At 68.3% G+C, this 23,121-nt stretch carries 21 protein-coding genes; 12 read left to right on the top strand and 9 right to left on the bottom strand.

All coding sequences use genetic code 11. From position 1 onward, the window contains the following. The first annotated feature begins 18 nt into the window (after positions 1-18). Positions 19-1,203, top strand: a complete 1,185-nt coding sequence (locus IT40_RS15790) for an AMP-binding protein (RefSeq protein ID WP_166436124.1) — start codon at positions 19-21, stop codon at positions 1,201-1,203. 75 nt (positions 1,204-1,278) lie between these two features. Then, positions 1,279-3,003, top strand: a complete 1,725-nt coding sequence (locus tag IT40_RS15785) for an FAD-dependent oxidoreductase (RefSeq protein WP_036757284.1) — start codon at positions 1,279-1,281, stop codon at positions 3,001-3,003. Positions 3,004-3,052: 49 nt separating this feature from the next. On the opposite strand, the gene lpdA is transcribed toward IT40_RS15785, so the two are convergent. After that, positions 3,053-4,492, bottom strand: coding sequence for a dihydrolipoyl dehydrogenase (gene lpdA / locus IT40_RS15780; protein WP_036757200.1), 1,440 nt, complete (start codon positions 4,490-4,492; stop codon positions 3,053-3,055). A 179-nt stretch (positions 4,493-4,671) separates the two neighbouring features. On the opposite strand from lpdA, the gene IT40_RS15775 reads away from it, so the two are divergent. The 3 genes from IT40_RS15775 to IT40_RS15765 are packed head-to-tail and all read left to right on the top strand — an operon-like array spanning position 4,672 to position 7,994. Further along, positions 4,672-5,433, top strand: a complete 762-nt coding sequence (locus IT40_RS15775) for an SDR family NAD(P)-dependent oxidoreductase (protein WP_028710211.1) — start codon at positions 4,672-4,674, stop codon at positions 5,431-5,433. Positions 5,434-5,444: 11 nt separating this feature from the next. After that, the gene (locus IT40_RS15770) at positions 5,445-6,272 is read left to right on the top strand and encodes a ThuA domain-containing protein (protein ID WP_036757197.1); all 828 of its coding nucleotides are present in this window, start codon (positions 5,445-5,447) and stop codon (positions 6,270-6,272) included. 9 nt (positions 6,273-6,281) lie between these two features. After that, a complete protein-coding gene (locus IT40_RS15765) occupies positions 6,282-7,994 on the top strand; it encodes a class I adenylate-forming enzyme family protein (RefSeq protein WP_036757194.1) in 1,713 nt (570 codons plus the stop codon). A gap of 103 nt (positions 7,995-8,097) precedes the next feature. Here IT40_RS15765 and IT40_RS15760 read toward each other — a convergent pair whose 3' ends face one another. From IT40_RS15760 to IT40_RS15735, 6 genes are read right to left on the bottom strand one after another with little or no spacing between them, the layout of a single operon-like run. After that, positions 8,098-8,901, bottom strand: a complete 804-nt coding sequence (locus IT40_RS15760) for an SDR family NAD(P)-dependent oxidoreductase (RefSeq protein WP_036757191.1) — start codon at positions 8,899-8,901, stop codon at positions 8,098-8,100. Then, positions 8,894-9,787, bottom strand: coding sequence for an alpha/beta fold hydrolase (locus IT40_RS15755; protein WP_051419585.1), 894 nt, complete (start codon positions 9,785-9,787; stop codon positions 8,894-8,896). The genes IT40_RS15760 and IT40_RS15755 overlap by 8 nt, the downstream gene beginning before the upstream one ends. Further along, a complete protein-coding gene (locus IT40_RS15750; protein ID WP_036757276.1) occupies positions 9,784-10,527 on the bottom strand; it encodes a ThuA domain-containing protein in 744 nt (247 codons plus the stop codon). The genes IT40_RS15755 and IT40_RS15750 overlap by 4 nt, the downstream gene beginning before the upstream one ends. Positions 10,528-10,539: 12 nt before the next feature. Continuing rightward, on the bottom strand, positions 10,540-11,004 hold the full coding sequence (locus tag IT40_RS15745; RefSeq protein WP_028710216.1) for a MaoC/PaaZ C-terminal domain-containing protein: 465 nt from the start codon (positions 11,002-11,004) through the stop codon (positions 10,540-10,542). Further along, positions 10,991-12,271, bottom strand: a complete 1,281-nt coding sequence (locus tag IT40_RS15740) for an aromatic ring-hydroxylating oxygenase subunit alpha (RefSeq protein ID WP_116171213.1) — start codon at positions 12,269-12,271, stop codon at positions 10,991-10,993. The genes IT40_RS15745 and IT40_RS15740 overlap by 14 nt, the downstream gene beginning before the upstream one ends. A 20-nt stretch (positions 12,272-12,291) precedes the next feature. Then, a complete protein-coding gene (locus IT40_RS15735; RefSeq protein WP_036757183.1) occupies positions 12,292-13,053 on the bottom strand; it encodes an SDR family NAD(P)-dependent oxidoreductase in 762 nt (253 codons plus the stop codon). A 152-nt stretch (positions 13,054-13,205) separates the two neighbouring features. On the opposite strand from IT40_RS15735, the gene IT40_RS15730 reads away from it, so the two are divergent. Genes IT40_RS15730 through IT40_RS15720 form a run of 3 tightly spaced genes read left to right on the top strand, consistent with a single transcriptional unit; the run spans position 13,206 to position 16,040 of the window. Next, on the top strand, positions 13,206-14,498 hold the full coding sequence (locus IT40_RS15730) for a CaiB/BaiF CoA transferase family protein (RefSeq protein WP_243700246.1): 1,293 nt from the start codon (positions 13,206-13,208) through the stop codon (positions 14,496-14,498). 8 nt (positions 14,499-14,506) lie between these two features. Next, positions 14,507-14,893: a Zn-ribbon domain-containing OB-fold protein gene (locus tag IT40_RS15725; protein WP_036757181.1), complete on the top strand. Its 387-nt coding sequence runs from the start codon at positions 14,507-14,509 to the stop codon at positions 14,891-14,893. Further along, positions 14,883-16,040 carry an acetyl-CoA acetyltransferase gene (locus IT40_RS15720; RefSeq protein WP_036757179.1) on the top strand — a complete coding sequence of 386 codons (1,158 nt, stop codon included), beginning with the start codon at positions 14,883-14,885 and terminating at the stop codon, positions 16,038-16,040. The genes IT40_RS15725 and IT40_RS15720 overlap by 11 nt, the downstream gene beginning before the upstream one ends. Positions 16,041-16,113: 73 nt before the next feature. Here IT40_RS15720 and IT40_RS26815 read toward each other — a convergent pair whose 3' ends face one another. Next, on the bottom strand, positions 16,114-17,289 hold the full coding sequence (locus IT40_RS26815) for a DcaP family trimeric outer membrane transporter (RefSeq protein ID WP_052096013.1): 1,176 nt from the start codon (positions 17,287-17,289) through the stop codon (positions 16,114-16,116). A 292-nt stretch (positions 17,290-17,581) separates the two neighbouring features. Further along, complete coding sequence (bktB, locus tag IT40_RS15710; RefSeq protein ID WP_036757176.1) at positions 17,582-18,757, bottom strand: beta-ketothiolase BktB; 1,176 nt, start codon at positions 18,755-18,757, stop codon at positions 17,582-17,584. Between the two features lie 280 nt (positions 18,758-19,037). Between bktB and IT40_RS15705 the strand changes: the two genes are divergently transcribed. The 4 genes from IT40_RS15705 to IT40_RS15690 all read left to right on the top strand — a co-directional run. Then, positions 19,038-19,817 carry an enoyl-CoA hydratase/isomerase family protein gene (locus IT40_RS15705; RefSeq protein ID WP_036757173.1) on the top strand — a complete coding sequence of 260 codons (780 nt, stop codon included), beginning with the start codon at positions 19,038-19,040 and terminating at the stop codon, positions 19,815-19,817. Between the two features lie 13 nt (positions 19,818-19,830). Beyond that, on the top strand, positions 19,831-22,116 hold the full coding sequence (locus IT40_RS15700; protein ID WP_052096011.1) for a 3-hydroxyacyl-CoA dehydrogenase/enoyl-CoA hydratase family protein: 2,286 nt from the start codon (positions 19,831-19,833) through the stop codon (positions 22,114-22,116). 35 nt (positions 22,117-22,151) lie between these two features. Beyond that, complete coding sequence (locus IT40_RS15695) at positions 22,152-22,910, top strand: electron transfer flavoprotein subunit beta/FixA family protein (protein WP_036752139.1); 759 nt, start codon at positions 22,152-22,154, stop codon at positions 22,908-22,910. Continuing rightward, positions 22,910-23,121: adenine nucleotide alpha hydrolase family protein (locus IT40_RS15690; protein WP_036757170.1), on the top strand; the 212-nt coding region annotated here is incomplete at its 3' end. The genes IT40_RS15695 and IT40_RS15690, both read left to right, overlap by 1 nt.

Below are 23,121 nucleotides of genomic sequence, written 5' to 3'. Positions count from 1 at the left end.
GGCAGGCGGGGCATGGGCGTGGACAGGGCGATAGGCACGGGCTTTCGGTTGGGCGACCCGGTGATCGGCGCCGCCCTGGCGGGTGCATCCTGGGGCGACCTGCCCGCGCATGTCGCGCAACAGGGCGCGACCAGCCATGCGGCGATGCGCGACCGCATCCTGCGCCTGGCCGCCGGGCTGCTGTCGGCCGAGCTTCGCCGCGGCCAGCGGGTCGGCGTCTCGATGCCGCCCTCGGCCGACCGCACGGCGCTTTGCGCGGCGATCTGGTGGCTGGGCGGCGTGGTGGTGCCGCTGGAGCCCAGCCTGCCGCAAGCCCGGCTGACCATGGCGCTCCAGGGCTCGGGCCTGCGGTTGCTGGTGCATCATTCGCAAGGCGCGGGCCGCGGCACGAGCCTTGCGGCAGTGCGCCATCTCGCCTGCGACGAGCTGCTGGCCCAGGGCGATGCGCCCGACCTTGGGCAACTGGCCGAACGCGCCGGGCGCGTCCTGCCCGACCATCCCGCCGTCGTCCTTTACGGCGAGGGCCAGCAGGACACGGCGCGCGGCGTGGTGCTGAGCCACCGGGCGCTGCTTTGCGCCGCGCGGGGCCTGGCCGCGCGCTATGGCATGGGGCCGGGGTCGCGGCTGGCGGTGCCCTTGCCCCTGAACCACGCCGTCCGGCTGACCGCCGAGCTGGCCGCACTGCTGGCGGGCGCGGCGCTTTGCGACCTGCCGGCCTTTTCGGCGCCCGCAAGCCACCTGATCCTGGCGGACGCGGCGCCGGTGCCGCCGCAAGCCCCGCCCGCGGTGCAGATGCAGCCGGGCATGGTCCTGCTCAGCGGCGATGCAAGGCTGGTCCGCGGCTGGCAGCGCGCCTTGCCGCACAGCCGCATCTTCAACAGCTACCAGCGCGCCGAGCTGGCGGGGATCGCCATCTGCTCGGACCCGCGCGACCCGCCGCATACCGCGCATGCCACCGCCGGCCGGCCCCTGCGCGGGGTCGAGGTGATGATCGTCGATCCCCGCACCTCGATGGACATGCTGCTTTACGAGATCGGCGAGATCTGGATTCGCGGCGCGCCGCTGATGCTGCGCTATCACGACGACCTGCGCGCCAGCCGCAAGGTGCTGGACCGCAGCGGTTTCTTCAAGACCGGAGACATGGGCTATCTCGATTCCGAGGGCCGCGTGATCGTCTGCCGCGACGCCTTCGCGCAGATCTGAACCCGCCGGTTTTCTTTCCCTTGGCCGTTGCGCGAGGCGCGTGCAGCGGGCGGACAATCCATGAAGGAGGCAAGGATGACCCAGACAGAAACCTGCGACGTCCTGGTCATCGGCTCGGGGGCGGGGGCGCTGACCTCGGCAGTGACCTGCGCCAAGGCCGGGCTCAAGGTGCTTGTCACCGAAAAGGCCGGGCAGTTCGGCGGCACCACCGCGACCTCGGGCGGCGTGCTGTGGGTGCCGGGCAGCCGCCATGCCAAGGCGCTGGGCGCCCGGCTGGGGGTTGAGGACGACGGTGACCTGGTGCGGACCTATCTGCGGCACGAAACCGGCAATTGCTATGACGAGGCCCGGATCGAGGCCTATCTGGAACATGCCCCGCGCATGGTCGAGTATCTGGAAGACCATACCGAGGTGAAATTCTATCCGATGGAGTTTCCCGACTATCACCCCGAGGCCCAGGGCGGCTCGCGCATCCGCTCGGTCGGGACGATGGATTACGACGCGGCCAAGATGGGCGAGCTGATGAAGACGCTCAAGGGCGAGCTGCCGCAGACGCTGTTCCTGGGGCTGGCCATCGGCTCGACGCTGGAGATGAAGCAGTTCCTGGCGGCGGGACGTTCGCCCAGGGCCATGGCCTATGTGATCCGCCGCATGGCGCGGCATTTCATGGACCTGGCGGTGAAAGGATCGTCGCAGCGCATCGTGCGCGGCCGGGCGCTGATCGCGCGGCTGGCGCGGACGGCGCATGACCTGGGCGTGCCGTTCTGGCTGAACGCCCCGGCAGAGCGGCTGATCCGCGAGGGCGACCGCGTCGTCGGGGCCGAGATCCTGCGCGACGGCAAGCCGGTGCGGGTGCTGGCGCGCCATGCCGTCGTGCTGGGGGCGGGGGGCTTTCCGCGCGACAAGGACCGCCGCGCCCGGCAATATCCCGGCCATGCCCGGACGATGGAGCCGGTGACGCCCGCCCCCGTCACCAATGTCGGCGACGGCATCCGCATGGCCGAGGAGGTCGGCGCGCAGTTCAATGCCGAGCTGCTGCAGCCCGCCGCCTGGCTGCCGACCTCGCGCCTGCCGGGGGCGGTGGACCAGAACGGCGTCTGGCCGCACCTGACCGACCGCAACAAGCCGGGCTTCATCATGGTGCTGCCGGACGGCCGGCGCTTTGCCAATGAAAGCGCGCCCTATCACGACCTGGTGCCCGCCATGCTGGACGCCTTCGAAAGCCGCGGCGCCGACCGCGCCTTCCTGATCGGCGACGACCGGGCGATCCGGCGCTGGGGCATGGGCTTCGTCCGTCCCTTCCCGATCCCCAAGGGGCGTTACCTGCGCAACGGCTACCTGACGCGCGCCGCCACGCCCGAGGCGCTGGCGCGCAAGCTGGGCATCGACCCCGAGGCGCTGGCCCGGACCATCCGCGATTTCTCGCGCCATGCCGCCGAGGGGCGCGACCCCGAGTTCCACCGGGGCGAATCCGCCTATGACCGCTATCAGGGCGACGAGAACCATCGCCCCAACCCGGCGCTGGGGCCGCTGGACAAGGGCCCCTATTACGCGGTGCGCATCTATCCGGGCGAGATCGGCACCTACAAGGGCCTGAAGACCGACGAACATTCGCGGGTAATCGGGCAGGGCGGCCGACCCATCGCCGGGCTTTACGCGGCGGGCAACGACCAGTCCAACGTGTTCGGCGGCTCTTATCCCGGTGCGGGTGCGACCATCGGCCCGGCCGTGACCTTCGGCTGGATCGCCGCGCGCGACATCGCCCGGCAGGCGGGGCTCGAGGTGCCCGGCGGCGCCTGACGAAGCCGCCGGGGCCGGGACGATCCGCGCCCCGGCCGGCGGCGGCCGGTCAGATGTTGATCGCCCGGCCCATGGCGGCGAGAACCGCCTCTTTCATCGTCTCGGAAAGGGTCGGGTGCGGAAAGACCGCCTCGGCCAGTTCGCGATCCGTCGTCTCAAGCTCCATGGCCAGGACGAAGCCCTGGATCATCTCGGTCACTTCGGCCCCGACCATATGCGCGCCCAGAAGCTCGCCGGTCCTGCGGTCGTGGATGACCTTGACCAGCCCCTGCTCGGCGCCAAGCGCGATGGCCTTGCCATTGGCGAGAAAGGGGAACTTGCCGACCGCGATGTCCCGGCCCTCGGCCCGCGCCCGTTCCTCGGTCAGCCCGACCGAGGCGATCTGCGGGTCGCAATAGGTGCAGCCGGGAATGCGGTCGCGGTTCAGCGCATGGGGGTTCTGGCCGGCGATGGCCTCGACGCAGATCACCGCCTCGTGCTCGGCCTTGTGTGCCAGCATCGGCCCGCCGGCCAGGTCGCCGATGACATGGATGCCCGCAACATTGCTGCGGCCCAGGGCGTCGGTGCGCACGAAGCCGCGCTCCAGCGCCACGCCGGCCTCGGCCAGGCCCAGGTCCTCGCTGTTGGGCTCGACCCCCGCGGCGACCATGACATGGCTGGCCTCGATGCTGCGCGTCTCGCCCTTGCCGTCCCGGAGCGTGGCGGTCACGCCTTCTGCGCCCCGGTCAAGCTGCGTCACCGTGCAGCCGGTATGAAAGGCGATGCCGCGCCGGGCGAATTGCTGGCGGGCGAAATCCGCGATCTCGGCATCCTCGGCCGGCAGGATGCGCCCCGCCGCCTCGACCACCGTCACCTGCGCGCCAAGCGCGGCAAAGAAGGATGCGAACTCGATGCCGATGGCGCCCGAGCCGACCACCAGCAGATGGCCGGGCAGTTCGGGCGCGGCGAGCGCCTCGAAATAGGTCCAGACGCGCCGGCCGTCGGGCTCCAGCCCCGGCAGCACGCGCGGGCGCGCGCCCGTGGCCAGGATGACATGCCGCGCGGTATAGCGGCCGGCCCCCAGCGCACCCTTGGGCGGTTTGGCCGCTGCGTTGCGGGGATGCAGCTGGGCGGGCTCGACCGTCACGGCGCCCGGCCCGTCCAGCCGCGCCTTGCCCCAGATCACGGCGATGCGGTTCTTGCGCATCAGCATGGCGACGCCCCCGGCCATGCGGCCCGCGACCCCGCGCGAGCGTTCGACCATCGCCGCCAGATCGGCGGTGATCAGCCCCTCGACCCGGACGCCGTAATCCGCCGCGCGGCGGGCGGTTTCCAGCGCCTCGGCCGATTTCAGCAGCGCCTTGGTCGGGATGCAGCCCCAGTTCGAGCAGATGCCGCCCAGATGCTCGCGCTCCACGATGGCGGTTTTCAGGCCCAGCTGCGCTGCGCGGATCGCCGCGACATAGCCGCCCGGTCCGGCGCCCACGACGATGACATCATAATCCTGCATGGCTTCCTCTGTTTCAGGCGATTCTGCGGTTCGTTATACAAAGAATGCAGTAATTGTATATTGCAATTCCTTCCGATCCGGTGCAGTTTTGGCTCGATCTGCGGCGGCCGGCCGGAATCGCACCGGCCTGCCCCATTGGCGCGTATGCCCGCGGCGCGCGCGAAACCAAGGAGGAATGCATGGATCTGGGACTGAAGGGCAAACGAGCCATCGTCACGGGGGCGACGCGCGGCATCTGCCGCAGTCTGGTCGAAATCCTGGCGCAGGAAGGCGCCGATGTCGCCTTTTGCGCCCGCAAGCAGGACGAGGTCGATGCCACCGTCGAGGCGCTGAAGCCCTATGGCACGCGGATCATCGGCGGGACCGCCAACGTCAAGGATGCCGAGGGCTACAAGGCATGGCTGCAACAGGCCGCCGAGGAGCTGGGCGGCGTCGACATCTTCGTGCCCGGCGTTTCGGCCGGCGGCGGCATGGATGGCGAGAAAAGCTGGTACAAGGCCTTCGAGATCGACCTGATGGGCTGCGTGCGCGGCTTTGATGCGCTGTTTCCGACCTTCAAGGCGCAGGGCTCGGGCAATGTCGTCTTCATCTCGACCACGGCCGCGGTCGAGACCTTCATCGGCCCGATGGCCTATAACGCGCTCAAGGCCGCGCTGATCACCTATGGCAAGCAGCTGTCCCAGGCCCATGCCAAGCGCGGGCTGCGGGTGAACACGGTCTCGCCCGGCCCGATCATGATCGAGGGCGGCTCGTGGGACCAGGTGCGCCAGCAGGACGAGGCGTTCTTCCGTTCGATCCTGGCCCAGCAGCCCGACGGCCGCATGGGCGAGGCGGAAGAGGTGGCCCGCGCCATCGCCTTCCTGGCCTCGGACGCGGCAAGCTGGATCAACGGCGTCAACCTGGTCGTGGACGGCGGCTTCACCAAGCGCGTCCAGTTCTGACGGCCGCGCCCATGCTGATCCGCTACGATGCCAAGGTGAGGCTTTTGGTCGTGACCAAGGGGCATCCCTATGATCGGGCGGCCTTTTGCGCGCTTTTCGATTCGCTCAAGGGCATCATCTGGACGCATGTGGAACAGCCCGCCGCCGCGCAGTTGATCGCCTGCGGCGGCGGGCAGGACCATGACCTGATCCTGTTCTACGACGTGCCGGGCATCCAGTTCCGCACCCCGAACCCGCCCGACCTGATCGAGCCGGACGAGGGCTTCAAGGCCGGGTTCCGCGCGCTGCTGGCCAGCGGCAAGCCGCTGCTGTTTCTGCACCATGCCATCGCGGGCTGGCCGCTGTGGGACGAATATGCCGAGGCGATCGGCGCGCGGTTCTTCTATCAGCCGGGCCGCTACAAGGGCCGGGCGCATCCCGATTCCGGCTATCTGTTCCCCGTCACCTACCGGGCCGAGCCGGTGGGCGCGCATCCCGTGACGCAGGGGCTCGAGGACGGTTTCGAGCTGACCGACGAGCTTTACCTTTTCGAGCTGCTGGAAGAGGTGGTGCCGCTTTTGCGCGCCAAGGCCGATTTCGACCCCGCGCGGTTCCATTCCGCCAGGAATGCGCTTGCGGCGCGGATGTGGGCCTCGGACGGCTGGACGCCGCCGCGGGGCACCGACCTGATCGGCTGGGCCAAGGTTTCCGGCCGGTCGCCCACGGTCACGTTGCAATGCGGCAACGACGGCGCGACCTTCGCGAATCCAGCCTTCCGCAAGCTGCTGAGAAACGCCCTCGACTGGCTGCTGAGCCCTGCCGCGCGCGAATGGGCGGCGGGCGCGCCGGCCCAAGTTTAAGGAAAGACCATGTCGCAAAGCGAAAACACCCTGACGCCCCCGGCCGAAGTCGAAGCCGCGGGGCAGCACACCAATGCGCGGGTGCTGGCGCAATCCGCAAGCCGCTGGCCCGACCGGCCGCTGCTGCTGCTGGACGGCGAGCGGCTGAGCTATGCGCAGATGCTGGCCGAGGCCGAACGCTATGCCGCGGCGCTTCTGGCGCAGGGGGCGGGGCCGGGCACGCGTATCGGCATCCTGGGGCCGAACTCGGTGGAATACGTCAAGCTGCTTTACGCGGCGGGCATGATCGGGGCCTGCGCCATCACGCTGAACGCCCGCTTCAAGGAGGCGGACCTGGTCTATGCGCTGGACCATGCCGAGGCCGGTTTCCTGTTCATCGGCGGCCAGGCCAAGTCCTTCATGGACTTCCGCGCCATGCTGGTGCGGATCTATCCCGAATTGCAGGGCTGGGACGGCAAGGCGCCGCTGTCGCTTGCGGCCGCGCCGCATCTGCGCCGCCTGTTCAACTTCGGCGACCCCGACGAGACGGCCTGGCCAGACGAGGCCGCCTTCCTGTCTGCCGCGACGCCCGCGCATCTGGACCAGGCCCGGCGGCTGCGCGACGAGATCCCGTCGCATAGCGATGCGCTGATCATCTATTCCTCGGGCACGACGGCGCATCCCAAGGCCTGCATCCTGAGCCACCGCAACCTGTCGCAGATCGGCATGTCCTTTGCCCGGCGCTTCCGGCTGGGCCCCGAGGACGTGGTCTACAACCCGATGCCGTTCTTCCACATGTCCTCGATGCTGCCGATGGCCGCCTGCCGGGCCGCGGGCGCGATGCAGATCTGCACCGGCCATTTCAAGCCGCACGAGGCGCTGCGCCAGATGCAGGACGAGCGGGCGACATTCGCCTATGTGTCCTTCCCTACCATCGTCGGCGGCATCCTGAACGATCCGGGCTTTGCCGAGGCCGACCTGTCCTCGGTCCGGCTGTTGCATTGCGTGGGGCCGGCGGACCTGTTGCGGCGCTATGCCGACAGCCTGCCGGGGGTGCGCTTCGTCAATGCCTACGGGCTGACCGAGGGCAGCGGCGTTCCGGTCTGGTCCGATCCCTGGGATCAGGCGGACGATCCCTTCACCCATTCCGGCAAGGCCTTCGACGGGCTCGAGATCGCCGCCTTCGACCCCGAGACCGACCGGCGCCTGCCGCCCGACACCCGCGGCGAATTGCGGCTGCGCGGCTTTTGCCGGTTCAGCGGCTATCTCAAGGACGAGGCGGCGACGGCGCAGGTGCTGCGCGCGGACGGTTGGCTTTGCACCGGCGATCTTGGCTATGTCGATGCCGGGGGGATCGTCACCTATGACGGCCGGCTCAAGGACATGCTGAAGATCGGCGGCGAGAACGTCGCCGCGCTGGAGATCGAAAGCTATCTCTGCACCCACCCGGACATCGAGCTGGCCCAGGTCATCGCCGTGCCCGACGCCCATCTGTTCGAGGTCGCGGCGGCCTATGTCGAGCTGCGGCCCGGCGCGCGGCTGACGGCGGCGGAGGTGGTGGATTACTGCCTGGGCCGCATCGCCAGCTACAAGGTGCCGCGCTATGTGCGCTTCGTGACCGAATGGCCGATGTCCACCACCAAGATCCAGAAGTTCCGGCTGTCGCGCGAATTCGCGGCCGAGGAATATTTCGACATCAAGCAAATGATGGCCGCGCGCCGCTCGGCCTGCATCGCTGGCTGACGGCTGGCCGTCCCACCCTTGCGCATAAAAAAAGGCCCCGGTCCATCGGATCGGGGCCTTGAAGTGCCGTCGGGCGCGATGTGCGGCCCGCCGGCGGAGGGAACTATTGCGCGGCGGCGCGGGCGGCCTTCGCGGCCCGCACGGCACCTGCGATCTCGGCATTGGTGGGGTTGCGGCGCAGCGTCAGCCCGCCGTTGACCTGCAGGTTCTCGCCGGTCAGGAAACAGGCATCGGTGCAAAGCCAGGCGATCGCTTCGGCCGTGTCCTCCAGCGTGCCCACGCGGCCCAGCGGGTATTCCCGCGCGAATGCGCCGACCACCGCATCGTTCCTTGCCGCGCGGCCGGTCATGGGCGAGGCGGTAAAGCCCGGCGAGACCGAATTGGCGCGGATGCCGCGCGCGCCGAACTCGTTGGCGATGCAGCGGATGACGTGGTCCATCCCGGCCTTGGTGCCCATATAGGCGGCGTGGTCGTCCATCATGATCCGCGCCGTGGCCGAAGAAACCTGGACGATCGACCCGCCATCCGCCATCCGCCGCAGCATGGACTGGAAGAACTCGAACGGGCCGATGAATTGCAGCCGCGTCATCTGCTCAAGCTCGTCGCGCGTGGTGTCGAGGAAGGGCACCAGCAGCCCCCAGCCGGTGCAGTTCACGGCGATGTCGATGCCGCCCATCCGCGCCAGGGCCGCCTCGGCCAGGGCCTCGTTGTCCTGGGTCCGGGTGATGTCGGCGGTGACGGCATGGCCGCCGATCTCGGCCGCCAGTTCCGCCAGCACGTCCTGGTGGCGGCCGGCGACGGTGACTTGCGCGCCCTCGGCGGCAAAGCGGCGGGCCAGCACCTGGCCCAGATTGTCCTTGCCGGCGGCGCCGATGATGACGGCGCGCTTTCCCTCGAGTCTAGGCATTCGCTCTCCCCTGGTTTGCGATGGCTGTTTCGCGGTTGCGGACCAGGTTCAGGAAACGGTCCAGATCGCCCGCGAATTGCGAGTTGTTGTCGCCGACGACCATGTGCCCGGCATCGTCGACGTGCCAGACCAGCGCCTCGGGCGCGCTGCGGCGAAAGGCGGCCTCGGCCTCGTCCGTGACCAGGTTGCTGTCCAGCCCGCGCAGCAGCAGGACCGGGCAGGTGATGTTGCGCAGGTCGCGGTCCAGCCGCTGCGCCAGGTCCGGCGTCAGCCGTCCGTGGCGCCTGCCGCGCACGAAGGCCGGATCCCAATGCCAGACCAGCCGCCCGTCGTCGCGCCTGCGCAGATAGCGCGCCAGCCCCGAGGCCTGGCCGGCCGGGCGCGGCGCCTGCTTGCGATAGGCCGAGACGGCGCGCGATGCCTCGTCCAGGTCGGCAAAGCCCTGGTCCAGGTGGCTGCCCATGAAGCCCAGCACCTCGGCCACGCCGGTCTTGTCCACTTGCGGCACCACATCGACCAGCACCAGCGCGCGAAACAGTTCGGGCGCATAGCGGCCGACCGCGGCCAGCGCCGCGTTGCCGCCCAGCGAGGCGCCGACGTGATAGATGCCGCCGCCCAGTTGCTGCGCAACCTCGGCAATGTCGCGGCCATAGCGTTCCAGGCTGTAGTCGCCGGCCGGATCCCAATCGCTGGCGCCATGGCCGCGCAGGTCCAGCGCGACGGTGCGCCAGCCCTTTTCCGCCTGCGCCTGCGCGACGCCGCGCCAGGAATAGCGGGTCTGCCCGCCGCCATGGGCCAGCAGGATGGTGGGCCCCGCGCCATAGCTTTCCGCCTCCAGGCGCAGCCCGTCCGAGGTGCGGAACTCGAGGATCTCGGGCTTTGTCATGGCAGGGTCTCCGGCAGGTCGCGGTCGAGCCAGGCGATGCCGCGCCGGATCAGCCGGTGGAACACCGGCAGGATCCAGGCGCCGCGCTCGACGAAGGGATAGGCGTCGGCCAGGGGCTGCATGTCATAGCGCCCCCTGGCATGGCCGGGGGTCAGATACAGCACGCCGCCCTTGCCGCGCGGGCGCAGGTAAAAGCTCTGATGCTGCCCCTTGGGCCAGTCGCGGGTCTGAAACAGCGCCGTCTCGCCCTGGAACTCCGAGGCCAGCAGGACCAGGTTCCCCTCGGCATGGCGCTGGAGATAATGCTCGTCCTCCAGGAAGAATGCCTCGATGCCTTCGGTCAGCGGATGGGCCTCGACCGGGCGGATGCGATAGCGGCCGGGCACCGGATGGGCCAGGAACTGGCTGCCCAGCAGGTCGAACAGCAGCGGCTCCATCGCCGGGGTCAGCACCTTGCCGTCGGGCCGGATCTGGATGGCCGAGTTCGTGCCGTGCAGCGCGAACCAGCGCCCGCCGCGCCCCACCCAATCGGCCAGCGCCGCGGTCTGCGCCGCATCGGGCAAAAGCGCGGCGGTATAGGTGATCAGTGCATCGCAACGCTCCAGCGCGTTCAGGTCGGAATAGTCGTGGCGCAGATCGACGCGCAGATGCTCGCGCCGGGCCAGGTGCGCCAGCAGTTCCAGCCGGACGAAGTCGAAGTCGTGGTAAAGCCCGCCGACCACCAGCAGAACCCGGCGCATGGGGCGCATCGCCTAAGCCTCCCGCCGATAGACCATGTCGGTCGAGACAAAGGAAAACACCGTCTCGCCGTCCTGGTTGGTGAGCGCGTGGCGCAACGTCGCCAGCCCCACGGTGGGCCGCGAGGCCGAGGGGCGCAGCGCCTCGATGCGGGAATGCGCCACGATCCGGTCGCCCGGCCGCACCGCGCGCGACCAGCGCACATTGTCCCAGGCGACGCCGCAGACCCAGGCGATGTCGCCATTCACCTCGTGATCCAGGATGCGCCACAGGCAGGCGGTGTAAAGCCCGCTGGCGATCACGCCGCCGAATAGCGACTGGTCCGCGGTTTCCGGGTCCATGTGAAAGAATTGCGGGTCGTAGCGGGTGGCGAACGCGATCATCGGCTGTTCTTCGACCAGCATCTCGCGCGAGCGGGTTTCCTCGCCCAGGGTCAGGTCTTCCCAGCGGCGCGGGGGCTTGGCGTCACGATCCGACATAGGATTCCAGCACGTGATGGAAATGGCGGATGCGCAGTTCCTGGTCGCCGATCCACAGCCCGCCGAAACTGTCCGAGTTCATCCCCGCCTGCACCCCCGGCAGGTTGTAGGCGTCCTGGTCCAGCACCAGGCCCAGCGATTTCTCGCCATGCCTGAACTGTTCGTGGCGCGGCTTTTTCGGGCGCGGCTCGTCCTTCTTCAGCAGTTTGAAGATGAACAGGTCGAAGAACATCTTGTTGGGATCGGTCGGATGCGGGCGCTGGCGGAACAGCATCAGGTCGTCGGCATGGGTGTTCAGCGTCAGGTTCGGGAAGATGTTGTAGTGGTAATCATCCGTCAGCTGGTCGTCGTTCAGGTCGCTGTAATCCAGCCCCATTTCTGGGCCGTGCTTGCGCTTGAAGGCTTGCAGCGCCTTGCGCACCTCGGTCACGCGGCCGTCGAAATCGGCGGGGTTCATGCCCGCCTCTTTCATCGCGTGCTTGATGAGATGCGGGATCTCGGTGGTTTCCTCGACCCGGTGCGAGATGGTCGAGAAGGGCACCAGATAGCGGTTGTGCCTGCCGTAGCAGTCGATCTGGACGTCCTTGTCCTCGATGAAATACAGCAATTCCGGGTGGATGCCCTGCACGTGATAGGATTCGTTGAAGGCATCGACCGAGGTCTTCCAGTTGCAGTCCCATTCCACGGTCATGTCGGCGACCTTGACCATGCGCTCGAAGTGATAGGGTTCCAGGTGCTCGGGCAGGGGCGCAAGATAGTCCAGCAGCGGCTCGGCCTCGGGGTTCAGCGAGAACCAGACGAAGCTGTTCCAGCTGTCGCATTTCACCTCGCGCAGGCCCTTGCAGGGCGGCGCGCCCTGCGGGAAGGTCTCGAGGTCGGGGATGTTCTCGAACGCGCCGTCCAGCCCGTATTCCCAGAAGTGATACTGGCACTTGAAACTGGTCGCGTTGCCTTCGCCGACCATGATGCGGTTTCCGCGGTGCAGGCAGACGTTGTAGAAGCCGCGCACCGACATGTCCTTTTGCCGGACCAGGATGATCTCTTCCTTGCCGATGGTGGTGACGTGGTAGTCGCCGGGATTCGGGATGTCGTCCGTCCGGCAGCCCAGCAGCCAGACCTTGGTCCACATGCGTTCCCATTCCAGGCGCATGTATTCGGCCGAGGTATAGCGTTCCTTGGGGATCATCGCCGTGCCGAAATCGGGTTTCGCGGCAGGCGCGGCCGGCGTGCGGGTGAAATCGGTCGACTTGATGCGTTCGATGGCCATGAAAGGAACCTTCCTGAGATTCAAAACGGGACGCGCTTGGAAAAGCCGCCGTCCACCAGCAGATGCGATCCGTTGCACCAGGACGCGGCCGGGCTGGCCAGGAACACGGCCGAGCGCGCGATCTCCTCGGCGGTGCCCATGCGCCGGGTGGGCTGCTGGCGGACGGCGTTGTCATAGATGCGCGACCGCGCGACGCGGATCATTTCCCAGTTCGAGCCCTTGAACATGGTGGGGCCGGGCGACAGGCAGTTGACGCGGATGCCCTCGGGGGCAAGCTGCTGGGAAAGCTGCTTGGACCAGGTGACGAGCGCCGCCTTGATGGCGTTATAGGCCATGGGCGCGACGAAGGTCTCGGACGCGGCCATGGTCGCCAGGATCAGGATCGAGGGGCTTTGCGACCGGCGCAGGGCGGGCAACGCCTCTTCGACGCCGCGGACGGCGGACATCAGGTCGATCTCGAAATTGCGATACCAGTAGCGTTCCTCGTCCGTGCCGCCGCCGGCGGACAGCGAGGCGATGAAGATGTCCAGCCCGCCCAGGGCCTCGACCGAGTTCCTCATCCAGTTGCGCATGGCCTCGCCGTCGCGGCCCTGGACGGTTTCGCCATGGAAACGGACCCCGGCGGCGTCCATCTGCCGGCACAGCGATTCGATGCGCTCGGGCGCGCGGCCGCAGGTGGCAAGGGCGCAGCCTTCCTCGGCCAGGACATGCACGATCGCATTGCCGATTCCTCGAGTTCCCCCGGTCACTGCCGCCTTCAGGCCCCTCAACCGCAGATCCATTGCGCTCTCCGCTGACGTTCTTCGCTTGCTGCCGGAATATTACATGCCCGCTTGCGAAAAACAATAACAATACTTTTCTTGTATAATGAATCATTGCTATTGTATATTCAATCAAGCGGAAGTTGCTTGGCATAGCCTTGGGCAGAGGAACCATGACCCTACAGACAGACATGCAAGAACTCGACATATGCGCCACCGATGCGACGGTCGGCCAAGGCCGGATCGACTGCCGGGGCGTGCTTTCGGGCATCCGGGTGCTGGACCTGACGCGGGTCGTGGCCGGACCCCTGGCGGCGCAGACCCTGGCCGACCTGGGCGCCGACGTCATCAAGATCGAGCGCGTGGGCGATGGCGACGACCTGCGCACCCTGGGCCCGCCCTGGGTCGAGGGCCGCCCCGGTGCGCCCGAGCAATCGACCTATTTCCAGATGGTCAACCGCAACAAGCGCTCGATCGGGCTGGACTTCTCGCGCCCGCAGGGGGCCGCGCTTCTGCGCCGGCTTGCCGCCGAATCGGACGTGTTCATCGAGAATTTCCGCACCGGCACCCTGGCGCGATACCGGCTGGGCTACGAGGATCTGCGCAAGCTCAACCCCCGGCTGATCTATTGCTCGATCACCGGCTTCGGGCAGACCGGGCCCTATAACGACCGTTCGGGCTATGACTACCTGGTGCAGGCCATGGGCGGGCAGATGGCCGTCACCGGCCAGCCCGAGGCGGATGGCGGCATCCCGACCCGCGTGGGCGTGCCCATCGCCGACATCACCGCCGGCAACAATGCCGCCATCGCCATCCTTGCGGCCTTGCTGCATCGCCAGAACGGCGGGCAGGGCCAGCATATCGACATCGCGCTGTTCGACAGCCAGGTGGCGCTGCTGATGAACAATATCGGCTCGTGGCTGAACGCGCGCGCACCGCTGCCCCGCACCGGCAACGAGCATCCGACCGCGGTGCCGAACGGCGTCTTCGAATGCGCCGACGGCTTCATCCTGATCGCGACCTTCAACGACCGCGAGTTCGCCCGGCTGGCCGGCGCATTGGGCCACCCGGAATGGGCCGAGGATCCGCGCTTCCTGCGCTCGCGCGACCGGCTGGAGAACCGCGTGGCGCTGACGGCCGAGATGAACGCGGTGCTGTCCACCAACCTGCGTGCGCATTGGATGGAAAGGATCCTTGCCGCCAAGGTCTCTTGCGGGCCGATCAACGAGATGCCCGACATCGAAGAGGATCCCCAGCTCCAGGCGCGCGGCATGTTCGTGACCATGGAGCATCCCGTCACCGGCACCGTGCGTCTGGTCGGCAGCCCGCTGCGGCTGTCCGAGACGCCGGTGAGCTATCGCTCGGCCCCCCCGCTTGCCGGAGAGCATAGCGACGAGGTGCTGCGGCAATGCCTCTCGCTTTCCGCCGAGGAGTTGGAGAAGCTGCGCGACGAAGCGATCATCTGAGGGAAGGCATGGCATCACCATCCACAGCGTCTTTGGGCCCCGAGGCCGAATATCTGCAAGCCCTGCGCGATGGCCGCTTCTGCTATCAGCGCACGGCCGAGGGGCGGGCGGTCTTTCCGCCCCGCCTAGCCGCGCCCGGCGACGGGGCGGCGCTGGAATGGGCGCAATCCTCGGGCCGGGGCCGGGTCCATGCCGTGACCGAGCAGCCGCAAAAGCCGCCCGCGCCCAGCCGCATCATCGCCATCGTCGAGATGGACGAGGGTTTCCGCCTGCTGTCGCGGATCCAGGCCGAGGCCCCGGTCGCGATCGGCCAGCGCCTGCGCGCGGTGATCGCCGGCGAAAGCGAGCCGCCGCATGTGTTCTTCGTGCCGCAAGGGGAACAGGATGAAGGATAAGGCCTTTCCGCGCGCCGCCTGCGCCATCGCCGGGGCCGCCACCTTCGGCATCGGCCTGTGCGAGGGCTACAGCGCGCTCGAGATGACCGCCAGGGCCGGGCTTCTGGCGCTCGAGGATGCGGGCCTGGGCCTTGCCGACGTGGACGGGCTTTTCACCTGCCTGCCCGAGGATCTGCTGGGCGGGCTGGCGGTTGCGGAATATCTGGGTGTCGGCGCCCGGTTCGTGGACAACAACCGCACCGGCGGCTCGTCCTTTCTGAACCACCTGATGACGGCCTGCTTCATGATCTCGGCCGGATACATGGACACGGCGCTGATCTGCTATGGCTCGAACCAGCGGTCGGCGGCGGGACGGCTGGTCTCGGCCCTGCGCGGCTCGGTCTATGAGGCGCCGCATGGCGCGCGCATGCCCATCGGCGGCTATGCGCTGGCCGCCAGCCGCCACATGCACGACTATGGCACCACCAGGGAGCAGCTGGGCGCGGTGGCGCTGGCCGCGCGCGCCTGGGCGCAGCTGAACCCCGAGGCATTCCGGCGCGAGCCGCTGGACATGCAGGAATACCTGGCCGCGCGTATCGTCTCTTCGCCGCTGGGGGCCTTGGACTGCTGCCTGGTCACGGACGGGGCGGCGGCGGTGGTCGTGACCTCGCGGGCCCGTGCCCGCGACCTGCGCAAGAAGCCGGTGGCGGTGCTGGGCGCCGGGGCCGAGACCACGCACAAGGAAATCGCCGCCATGCCGGATCTTTGCGTCACCGGCGCCAAGCTGTCAGGCCAGCGCGCCTATGCCGCCGCGGGCTACGGCCCCGCCGACATGGACATGGTGCAGCTTTACGACGCCTTTACCATCAACACGATCCTGTTCCTCGAAGACCTGGGCTTTTGCCCCAAGGGCGAGGGCGGCCGCTTCGTGCAGGACGGGACCATCGCGCCAGGCGGAGCGCTGCCGGTCAACACCAATGGCGGCGGGCTGTCCTGCGTGCATCCGGGCATGTATGGGCTGTTCACGCTGGTCGAGGCCGTGCGCCAGATCCGCGGCGAGGCGGGCGAGCGCCAGCTGGCGGCGGCCGATCTTGCGCTGTGCCACGGCAATGGCGGGGTGCTGTCCTCGCAGACCAGCGTCATCCTGGGCAGCATGGATACGGTCTGAGCCCGCTCGGCCCAGGCGAAAGGACCAACCTCGCGAAAGGACAAGGCCCGCCGGCATGGCGGGCCTTGGTGTTTCAGAAGGTGAACTTCACCACGCCCTGCAGGCGGGTATTGTCGAAGCTCGCCCCGTCGAACTGCTCGCGCTCGACATAGGCCGCCTCGGCCGCCAGCATCACGGATTTCGTCGCGAAGTAACGATAGGTCACGTGGGTCGAGTTGATTTCCTTGGTATGGCTGCCCAGGGCGCCGGCAAAATCGTCGAACCGCTGGAAGCCATGCGCCAGCGAAAGGTCGCTTTTCTCGCCCAGCTTCTGGGTGACGCCCAGCTTCACGCCCTTGGCCTTGACCGGGTCGCCCGCGGCATCGACGTCAAAGGCGTATTTGCCCGCGGTCCCCACTTCCAGCCCCGAGAAGCCGGCGTTGTTCAGCAGGGTCGAGATGCCCTTGCCGCCGATATATTGCGCATGCAGCTTGCCGCCCTGCCAGGCTTCGTAATCGGCGCCGATGGCATAGCCGAAGCCGGTGACGTCGCCGAAGCTGCTGGTCTCCAGCCCGCGCGAGATCGCGCCCATGCCGATCTTCAGCGGCCCGTTGGCATAGCCCGCGAAACCGGACACGGCGACGCGCGAGGCGGTGCCGGGCGCGTAATCCTCTTCCAGAGCGACGGCGAAGCGCCACTGGTCGTTGGGCCGGAAGGTATAGCGGACCTGCGGCGTGCGGTAATAGCTGCCGCCCGCCAGGCCGTTGAAGTCCTGCACCGCGGCGGGGCCACCTTCGGCGGGCACCCAGTTGGTCCAGGTCTGGCCCGCCAGCAGCGGCCCGACCTCGCCATAGGCGTGGCGCAGGCGGAAATTGCCGCCGCTGCCGAAGAAGTCCCCTTCGAGCGTCAGCTTCACCTCGCCGATGTCGGTGTCCATGCTGGCGCGCAGGCCCAGCCGGCTTTCATAGGCATGGGCATTCGAGCCCGAACCCTCCAGCGGGCTGCCGGCCGTCACCCCGGCCATGGCCCCGGTGGTCGCGCCCAGATCGTAGTTGTTGTCCTTGATGAGGTCGAGTTTCGTATACCCGTAAAACGTCAGTTTTACACCGGGCGCCAGGGTCAACTGGCCGCTTTCGGCCTGGCGGTTCTCCAGCGCGGCAATGCGTGCCTCCAGAACCGTCAGATCCTGCGCGGCTGCCGCGCCTGTCCCTCCGATCAGGACTGCCGCGGCCATCTGGCTGACGGAGCCGATCTTTCCCTTGATTTTCATTCCATTCCTCCCAAACCGTCCTTGCCTGGACATGGCGGTGTCGTCGATCCGCTGGAACGGTCACGCCCGAATTGCGGGCGGCGGTCCTTTGTCGAATCTGCTCAGTTGCGCATACAAATATTCATATTGCGCATACTGAAACTGACAAAAATGTGTTCAACGGGCAAGGATTATTTGCAGGACGAATGAGAATTATTGATGTTATTTCAATCGGTTGTATGAAACGGAACGACCAGGCAGGCCGCGTTTTCACGCAGCCTGCATCAAGTTCCAGGGTCCGGTTTCGGACCCTTCAGTTCATCTCGATGGCCAGGGCGATGCCCTGTCCGCCGCCGATGCACATCGTCACCAGGCCGCGGCGCCCGCCGATGCGCTTGAGTTCGTTGATCGCCTTCACCAGCAGGATGCTGCCCGTCGCGCCGACCGGATGGCCCAGGGCGATGGCGCCGCCGTTGGGATTGACGCGGGCCGGGTCCAGGTCCAGCGCCCGCGTCACCGCAACCGCCTGGGCGGCAAAGGCTTCGTTCGATTCGATCACGTCGAAATCGGCGGCCTTCAGCCCGGTGCGCTCAAGCAATTGCCGGACCGCCGGGACCGGGCCGATGCCCATCACCTCGGGCCGCACCCCGGCGATCGCATGGTCCAGGATGCGCGCGATCGGCGTCAGGCCCAGCCTTTCGGCCGCATCCGCGCGGGCCAGGACCAAGGCCGCCGCGCCGTCGTTGATGCCCGAGGCATTGCCGGCCGTGACCGAACCGTCCTTGCGGAACACCGGCTTCAGCTGCTCCAGCGCGGCCAGCGAGGTTTCCTTGGGGTGTTCGTCGCGGTCGAACAGCTCCACCCCGCGCCGGCTCTGCAGCTCGACGGGCACGATCTGGTCCCGGAAATGGCCCGCGGCGATGGCCCGTGCCGCGCGCTGCTGGCTTTCCAGCGCGAAAGCATCCTGATCGGCGCGCGAGACGCCATGCTCGGCCGCGACGTTCTCGGCGGTGACGCCCATATGGCCGGTGCCGAAGGGGCAGCTGAGCGTGCCGACCAGCATGTCCACCATCGCCGCATCGCCCATCTTTTGCCCAAAGCGCGCCGCCTGCACGGCATAGGGCGCCCGCGACATGCATTCGGCGCCGCCGGCCAGCGCGAAATCCGCCTCGCCATGGCGCAGGGCCAGCGTGGCCGAGATCACCGCCTGCACACCCGAGCCGCAAAGCCGGTTCACGTTCAGGGCCGGGGTGGTGTCGGGCACGCCCGCGCCCATGGCGGCAAGGCGGGACAGGTACATGTCCTTCGGCTCGGTATTGATGACATGGCCGAAGACGGTCGTGCCGATCCGGGCGGGCTCGATGCCGGCGCGCTCGATGGCGGCGCGGGCGGCGATGACGCCCAAGGCGTGCGGCGCAAGCCCCGAAAGCGCTCCGCCGAAGCCGCCGATGGCGGTCCGAACCCCGGACAGGATGACGATGTCGTTCATGGATGATCCCTTGTTGCGACCCTTCCGCGGCGATGCAGCAGGGCCGGCTGGCAGCAATTGTGTATGTATCAACTACCATATGAATACATAGAATCAATGAAAAATATTATATAGCTGCGGCGCAGAAGCTGCTGTTGCTGCAGGATCGCTCTGATAATTGTATTTTTATAAGAGAAGTTTGTATATATATCTTGCCCAGCCGCGCCGGCCATGGCAATCAGGGCGCGGCAGGAGGGGCTTTCCAGCCCGCCGCCATTGCGGGCTTTTGCAAGGAGTTGCGATGACCGAACCTCTTCGACTGCATCTCGACGCCGCGCTGGGGCGCATCGTCTTCGACCGGCCCCAGGCGCTCAATGCCATCGACCAGGCCACCGCGCGCGCCTTCGAGGCCGCCGTCGCCCAGGCCCTGGACGCGGGGGTGCGGGTGCTGACGCTTTCGGGCAACGGCCGGGCCTTCATGGCGGGGGGCGATCTTGCCGCCTTCCGCCGGGCCGAGGATCGCGCCGCCGAGGCCGAGGCGATCATCGCGCCGATGAACCGCGCCCTGGCGCGGCTGGCCGGATCGGATGCGCTGACCGTCGCGCTTCTGCACGGGCCGGTCGCGGGGGCGGGCCTGTCCCTGGCCCTGGCGGCCGATCTTGCGCTGGCCGCCGAATCGGCGGTGCTGAGCTTTGCCTATCTGGGGGTCGGCGCGCCGGCGGATTGCGGCATCACCTGGGCCTTGCCCCGCATCGTCGGGCTGCGCCGCGCCGCCTGGATCGCCTTGGAAGGCAGCGCCGTGCCGGCCGGGCAGGCGCTGGACTGGGGGCTGGTGAACCGCGTCGTCCCCGACGCGGCGCTGCAAGAAGAAGGTGCAAGGCTTGCCGCGCGCCTCGCCGGCCTTGCCCCCGGTGCCTCGGGCGCGCTCAAGCATCTGCTGTGCGACAGTTTCGGGCGAGATTACGCCGCGACGCTGGAGGCCGAGAAACAGGCCTTCAAGACCTGTGCCGCAACCGCGGATTTCGCCGAGGCGCTTTCTGCCTTTTTCGAGAAACGGCCGGCCCGGTTCACCGGCAACTGAGGGGGAAACAGACATGACCAAGATGATGGCCAGCCAGGCGTTCTGGGCCGGGTTGCCGCGCGACATCGCCTGCGTCGCGGTGATCGGCGCCGGGGCGATGGGGGGCGGCATCGCCGCGCAATTCGCCAATGCCGGGCTGAAGGTCATATTGCTGGACATGCCGGGGCCCGAAGGTGGCGCGCCGGATGCCCCCGCGCAGGCGGGGCTGGCCCGGCAGGTCAGGATCCAGGGCTTCATGGGGCCGGCCGGTCCGGGCCGCGTCGTCACCGGCAATGTCGTCCGCGACCTGCCGCTTCTGGCCGAGGCCGACTGGATCGTCGAGGCGGTGGTCGAGCGCCTGGACATCAAGCGCGACCTTTACGCGCGCATCGACGCGCTGCGCAAACCGGGGTCGATCGTGTCCTCGAACACCTCGACCCTGCTGCATTCGCAACTGGTCGAGGGCATGTCCGACGCCTTCCGCCGCGCCTTCCTGATCACGCATTTCTTCAACCCGCCCCGGCTGATGCCGCTGCTCGAGATCGTCTCGACCCCGGAAACCGATCCGGCGCTGCTGCAGCGCGCGCGGCAGGCGGCCCGGCAACTGCTGGGCAAGACCGTCATCGACTGCCGCGACACGCCCGGCTTCGTGGCCAATCGCATCGGCTGCTTCTGGATGGCCGCCGCCGCGCTGCTGGCGCGCGAACACGGCCTGACCGTGGAACAGGCGGATGCCGTCCACCAGGCGATGGGTATCCCCCGCACCGGCGTCTTCGGGCTTTTCGACCTGATCGGCCTCGACCTGGTGCCGCAGGTCTGGCGCAGCCTGGTCGATGGACTGCCGGCGACGGACCGTTTCCACCGCTATGACATCGCGGCCGATCCGCTGTTTCGCACCCTGGTCGGGCAGGGCCGCTTCGGCCGCAAGTCGGGCGGCGGTTTCTTTCGCAAGACCGAGGCGGGGCTCGAGGCCAGCGACCTTGCGACCGGCGACTGGCGTCCCGCCGCGCCCGTCGCGCCGGGCAAGCTGCCCGGCGGCGGCAAGGACCTGGCGGCGCTGCTGGCCGATCCCGGCCGGCATGGCGGCTATGCCCGCGCCGTGCTGGGCGAGGTGGTGGCCTATGCCGCCGATCACGCCTCCGAAATCGCCGCCGACCCGTCGGATGTCGATGCCGGCATGCAGCTGGGATATGCTTGGCGGCAGGGCCCCTTCGTGCTGGCCGACAGGTGGGGGCTGGACCGGGTGGCGGCGCATCTGCATTCGGCCGGCCTGCCCGTTCCCCCGCTGCTGGCGCAGGCGGCCGAGAAGGGCGGCTTTTATCGCGACGGGCATTTCCTTGCCGCACCCGCCGCCGGCGCGGCGCGGGAGGTGCCGCTGACGGCCGCCGGGCTGCGGGCGCAGGGCAGGGCCATCCTGGGCAACGGTTCGGCTTCGCTGCTGGATGCGGGCGGCGGCATCGGCCTGTTGCAGGTCCACACCAAGATGAACAGCCTGCACCCCGAGGTGCTGGATGTGATCGAAGAGACGCTGCCCCTGCTGGGCGCGCGGCTGCAGGGGCTGGTGATCGGCAATGACGATCCCCGCGCCTTTTCGGCCGGGGCGGACCTGCGCTTCATCCTCTCGCTGATCGAGGGCGGGCGCCGCGACGAACTGGAAGCCTTCATCGACCGCGGCCAGCGCCTGTTCCTGGGCCTGCGCCATGCACCCGCGCCGGTCGTCGCGGCGGTTCACGGCTTTGCGCTGGGCGGCGGTTGCGAGTTGGCGCTGCACGCCGATTGCATCGTCGCCCATGCCGAGGTGCATATGGGCCTGCCCGAGGTGCTGGTCGGCCTGATCCCGGCCTGGGGCGGCTGCACCTGCCTGCTGGCGCGCGGATTGCAGGCCGGGTTGGCTCCCGACGATGCGGCGCGGCGTGCGGCCGCGACGATCTTTGCGGCATCCCAATCCGGCTCGGCCGAAGAGGCGCTTGCGGCGGGCATCCTGCTGCCGCAGGACCGGCTGGTGATGAACCGCGACCTGCTGCTGGCCAGCGCGCACCGGATGGCGGTCGAAATGGCCCGGCAGGGCTATGCTCCGCCCGCGGGACTGGCGGTAACGCTGCCCGACGGGCTCGATCTTTCCGACCTGGCCGGCGAGGGTTCGGATTACGACCGCCATGTGCTGCGGGGCCTGGCCCGCGTCCTGGGCGGCGGCGGCAGCCGCAGCGATGCCGAGAACATGGCGATCGAGCGGCAGGTGCTGTTCGAGCTGGTCGACCGGCCCGAGACGCGGGCGCGGATGGAACACATGCTCGGGACCGGCAAGCCGCTGCGGAACTGATCCGCGACGGCATGCGAACAAGGAAGGGAAAAACCATGAAGATCCTCGTGCCCGTGAAGCGCGTGATCGACTACAACGTGAAGGCCCGTGTGAAGGCTGACGGGTCTGGTGTCGATCTTGCGAATGTGAAGATGTCGATGAACCCGTTCGACGAGATCGCGGTCGAAGAGGCGATCCGGCTGAAGGAAAAGGGCGTGGCCGAGGAGGTCATCGCCGTCTCGATCGGCGTCAAGCAGGCGGCGGAGACGCTGCGCACGGCCTTGGCGATGGGCGCCGACCGCGCCATTCTCGTCACCGCTACGGACGACGTGCAGCAGGACATCGAGCCCTTGGCGGTGGCGAAGATCCTCGCCGCGGTGGCCAAGGCCGAGGGCACCGAGCTGATCATCGCCGGCAAGCAGGCCATCGACAACGACATGAACGCGACCGGCCAGATGCTGGCGGCGCTGCTGGGCTGGGCGCAGGCGACCTTCGCCTCGAAGCTCGAGATCGACGGGGGCAAGGCCAGGGTGACGCGCGAGGTCGACGGCGGGCTGCAGACCATCGCGGTGGCGCTGCCGGCGGTGGTCACCGCCGACCTGCGGCTGAACGAGCCGCGCTACGCGAGCCTGCCGAACATCATGAAGGCCAAGAAGAAGCCCTTGGAGGAAAAGACCGCCGCCGATTACGGCGTCGACGTCGCGCCGCGGCTGGAGGTGGTCTCGGTGCGCGAGCCCGAGGGCCGCAAGGCCGGCATCAAGGTCGGCTCGGTGGACGAGCTGGTCGGCAAGTTGAAGGAAGCGGGGGTGATCTGATGGCTGTTCTGCTGCTTGGGGAAGTGACGAACGGGGTGCTGAACCGCGACGCGACGGCGAAGGCGGTGGGCGCGGTCGGGTCCTTGGGTGATGTCACGGTGCTCTGCGCCGGCGCGCAGGCCAAGGCCGCGGGCGAGGAGGCGGCGAAGATCGCCGGCGTCTCCAAGGTTCTGGTGGCGGAAGCCCCGCTCTACGGCCACCGGCTGGCCGA

Origin of the sequence: Paracoccus versutus, from assembly GCF_000763885.1 — a bacterium.
Classification (GTDB): domain Bacteria; phylum Pseudomonadota; class Alphaproteobacteria; order Rhodobacterales; family Rhodobacteraceae; genus Paracoccus; species Paracoccus versutus.
Note: the sequence above shows the minus strand (reverse complement) of the source record. Positions and strands in the feature narration are given on the sequence as shown.